This window comes from Priestia sp. P5_B4 (assembly GCF_056400385.1).
Genome location: NZ_JBFULJ010000356.1, coordinates 1 through 3,781 on the forward strand (window position 1 = coordinate 1; position 3,781 = coordinate 3,781).

Sequence of the window (3,781 nt, forward strand, 5' to 3'; positions counted from 1 at the left end):
CAGGTACAATTAGCACATTTGGCTATCAAATGCGTTTTAATTTACAAGAAGGTTTCCCGGTATTAACGACAAAAAAACTTCATTTAAAATCAATTATTCATGAATTGCTTTGGTTTTTACAAGGAGATACAAACGTTAAGTATTTACAAGATAACGGCGTGCGCATTTGGAATGAATGGGCGGATGAAAACGGCGAGCTTGGCCCTGTGTATGGGCATCAGTGGCGTTCATGGCCAACGCCGGACGGAGAAAAAATTGATCAAATTACCAATGTTATCAATCAAATTAAAAACAACCCTGATTCTCGCCGCTTAATGGTAAGCGCCTGGAATGTGTCTGATGTAGACAATATGGCTTTACCGCCGTGTCACTGCTTATTTCAGTTTTACGTAGCGGACGGCAAATTGTCTTGTCAATTGTATCAGCGCTCAGCTGATATTTTCCTAGGCGTACCGTTTAATATTGCTTCATATGCGCTGCTTACAATGATGGTGGCACAAGTGTGTGATTTAGAGCCAGGTGATTTTGTTCATACGTTTGGCGATGCGCATATTTACAGCAATCACATTGAACAAGTAAACCTGCAGTTAACGCGTGAGCCTCATGCTTTGCCAAAAATGAAAATCAATCCAGACGTAAAATCAATTTTTGACTTTAAATTTGAAGACTTTGAGTTAGTAGACTATAATGCGCATCCTCACATCAAAGGAGCTGTGAGCGTATGATTTCCCTCATTGTCGCAATGGATCAAAACAGGCTGATCGGTAAAGAGAATGATTTGCCATGGCGTCTTCCGGAAGATTTAAAGTATTTCAAGCGCATCACAACGAGTCATACGATTGTAATGGGAAGAAAAACATTTGAATCAATTGGACGACCGCTTCCTAATCGCGAAAATGTGGTTCTTACGCGTCAAAAAGATTATCAGCAAGAAGGAGCAACCGTTATTCATTCAGTTGAGGAACTAGAAGCATTAGATGCTGAAAAAGAAGACGAGCTGTTCGTGATTGGCGGAGCTACTCTGTATGAGCAAACATTAGACGTTGCAAACCGACTTTATATTACGCATATTGAAGAATCCTTTGAAGGAGATACACATTTTCCTGCGATTGATCTGAGCGAATGGAAAGTTATTTCGAAGCAGCAAGGAATTAAAGATGAAAAAAATCCCTACACGTATTATTTTACCTTATACGAGCGAAGCTGATCTCTTTTGTTTATAAAAAACGCGAGTCTGGTACAAAGTATGTTAGTCGAAGAAAGATCCGAACGTTGAATCGTTCGGATCTTTTCATTATAAGGGTGAAGGTAGATTTCATGTATGTAGGTGCTTTTAGCAGTTGATTGGAGGCTCACCGCCCGCCCGCGGAAAGCGAAGTCTCGCATGGAAATCAAATGCGGTGTAACAAGCACCTCCTATTAGCTAGCTTCTATACTCCATTTATTCGTCTTTAGATTGATTTCCGTATATTTCAATCTCTTTATATATTGATTTTAATTGCTTTATCATTTCGTGAAAAGCCGCTGGGCTCACAAACTGTTCAGGGCTCCAGTTAGCTTCAATCCATTGAATCAGCTCGCTTGGTGTATTAAAAACTTCTCCGCTCGTATCTGCTTTGCGAAGCATGTATCTACCGTTTTCTTCATCTGCAACTATTTCGCATGGAACGGCACTTTCATGACTTTGAAGCGAAAAATCCATTTATTCCACAACCTTTCTTAATTTATACCTGTTATCGCATCAGCTGCATATAGAAAGTATGGGCAATTTTGTAAGTCTATTTAGCGTTTGCTAAACATATGTAAAGTATGTGGACAGTAAAATAGTTGGAAAAGTTTTTTTAGTTATTATTAATGAAAAATAATGATTTTTCTAAATTTTTTGTGATATAATGTACAAATTAATAATGGTAGAAGAGGAAGGAAGTTGGTTATGAAACAACAAGTAGATAATCGAACAAAACACGTACATTTAGAGGACATCATGATTGCAAATCAATTGATTAAAGATGTTGTTGTGCATACACCACTACAGCGTAATGACGTTTTGTCTGAACGATATGAATGTAATATCTATTTAAAACGTGAGGATTTACAGGTGGTGCGCTCATTTAAAATTCGCGGTGCGTACAATCGAATCAAAAAGTTATCCCCAGAAGAATTAGAAAATGGAATTGCCTGTGCAAGTGCAGGAAACCACGCACAAGGTGTAGCATATGCGTGCCGTCATTTAAATATCGATGGTAAAATCTTTATGCCGAGCACAACGCCGCGCCAAAAAATTAATCAAGTGAAATTTTTAGGCAAAGATAACGTAAAGGTCGTACTAATCGGAGATACGTTTGATGATTCTTATGAACAAGCTATTGCATGCAGTGAAGAGGAACATCGAACATTTATCCACCCATTTAATGATGTAGACGTTATTGCAGGACAGGGTACAGTAGCCGTTGAAATGTTCAATGACTGTGAAGATGAAATTGACTACGTATTTGCGGGTATCGGCGGGGGCGGATTAATTTCCGGTGTCGGCACATACGTAAAAAGCATCTCGCCTCAAACAGCTGTGATTGGGGTAGAACCAGCAGGCGCGCCTGGCATGCAGACATCTTTAGCAAATGGAAATGTAGTGACGCTACCGGCAATCGATCCATTTGTAGACGGAGCAGCTGTTAAAACAGTTGGAACGCTTCCGTACGACATCAGTAAAGAGCTTGTGGACGATATTGTAGTTGTTCCTGAAGGCAAGGTTTGTACAACCATTTTATCTCTATACAATGAAAATGCGATTGTAGCAGAACCAGCAGGAGCTCTTTCGATTGCTGCTCTTGACTCATACCGTGAGCAAATTAAAGGAAAAACGGTTGTTTGCGTCATCAGCGGAGGAAACAATGACATTGGACGTATGCAAGAAATCAAAGAACGTTCAATGATTTATGAAGGATTACAGCATTATTTTATCGTTAATTTTCCTCAACGCGCAGGAGCTCTTCGTGAGTTTCTAGACGAAGTGCTTGGACCGACAGACGATATTTCGCGCTTTGAGTATACGAAAAAGAATAACAAAGACAGTGGACCAGCACTTGTGGGAATTGAGCTCAAGCATAAAGAAGATTATTATCCACTGATTAATCGTATGGATAAAAAGGGATTCCCTTACACAGAAATTAATAAAGAAAGCAACTTGTTTCACTTATTTATTTAAATAGAAGCTCATTTTAAAAAGGAATGCTTCATCAACTGTCGAATAAGTTGATGAAGCATTTTTATTTTAAAAAATATTTGTGTTTTCTTTTTATTTTATCAAGACAGAAAGTGCCTGAAGCATTATAATAAAATAAACGGGTAAAAAGAGGGTTGATCGCCTTGCTATTAAAAAGCCTTGAATTTAAACATGTCAGTGGTCAAAAAGTAAAAATTACTGAAATTCCAGTTTTAGAGGAAAATAGCACGTTTCGGTTCATGTTATCTGCAAAACTTGATTTATTTATTAGACAAATCACGAACGAATCAGTTCCGAAGCAAACCTACTCGTTTCAAGAATATTTAAAACGCGTGTTGAAATGGAAAGATTACGAACAGCTCTTTAAGTCTCATGTATTAAAACATAATGCATAAACGTAAAAGTTGACTTTTCTGAATATTTCAGCAGAGTCAACTTTTTTTTGTTGATATAAAAGGTTGAACATGCGTTTTACGAATTAGCAAAACTTGCATTCTATTATAACTATATTGTTGTAAGTGTTCATGTTATACTAGTCTGCAATGCATCTTATAGGGG

At 37.9% G+C, this 3,781-nt stretch carries 5 protein-coding genes; 4 read left to right on the forward strand and 1 reads right to left on the reverse strand.

What is annotated here, in order from left to right; translation table 11 throughout:
- The coding region (locus AC1DRF_RS19200; RefSeq protein ID WP_477741418.1) for a thymidylate synthase at positions 1-725 on the forward strand (725 nt) is incomplete at its 5' end.
- Positions 722-1,207 (forward strand): dihydrofolate reductase, encoded by a 486-nt coding sequence (locus tag AC1DRF_RS19205; RefSeq protein ID WP_102812953.1) that lies wholly within the window; start codon positions 722-724, stop codon positions 1,205-1,207. The genes AC1DRF_RS19200 and AC1DRF_RS19205, both read left to right, overlap by 4 nt.
- Before the next feature lie 234 nt (positions 1,208-1,441).
- Here AC1DRF_RS19205 and AC1DRF_RS19210 read toward each other — a convergent pair whose 3' ends face one another.
- Positions 1,442-1,702, reverse strand: coding sequence for a hypothetical protein (locus AC1DRF_RS19210; protein ID WP_427075171.1), 261 nt, complete (start codon positions 1,700-1,702; stop codon positions 1,442-1,444).
- A gap of 231 nt (positions 1,703-1,933) precedes the next feature.
- Here AC1DRF_RS19210 and ilvA point away from each other — a divergent pair, with 231 nt between their 5' ends.
- Together ilvA and AC1DRF_RS19220 are read left to right on the forward strand one after the other, a co-directional pair.
- Positions 1,934-3,205: a threonine ammonia-lyase IlvA gene (gene ilvA / locus AC1DRF_RS19215; protein ID WP_013084697.1), complete on the forward strand. Its 1,272-nt coding sequence runs from the start codon at positions 1,934-1,936 to the stop codon at positions 3,203-3,205.
- Positions 3,206-3,366: 161 nt separating this feature from the next.
- The gene (locus AC1DRF_RS19220) at positions 3,367-3,618 is read left to right on the forward strand and encodes a YpmP family protein (protein WP_013058743.1); all 252 of its coding nucleotides are present in this window, start codon (positions 3,367-3,369) and stop codon (positions 3,616-3,618) included.
- Positions 3,619-3,781 lie beyond the last annotated feature (163 nt).

Excerpts from the sequence above, each read along its gene's own strand:
- AC1DRF_RS19210 (WP_427075171.1), bottom strand. The coding sequence starts at position 1,702 with ATGGATTTTTCGCTTCAAAGTCATGAAAGTGCCGTTCCATGCGAAATA.
- ilvA (WP_013084697.1), top strand. The coding sequence starts at position 1,934 with ATGAAACAACAAGTAGATAATCGAACAAAACACGTACATTTAGAGGAC.
- AC1DRF_RS19205 (WP_102812953.1), top strand. The coding sequence starts at position 722 with ATGATTTCCCTCATTGTCGCAATGGATCAAAACAGGCTGATCGGTAAA.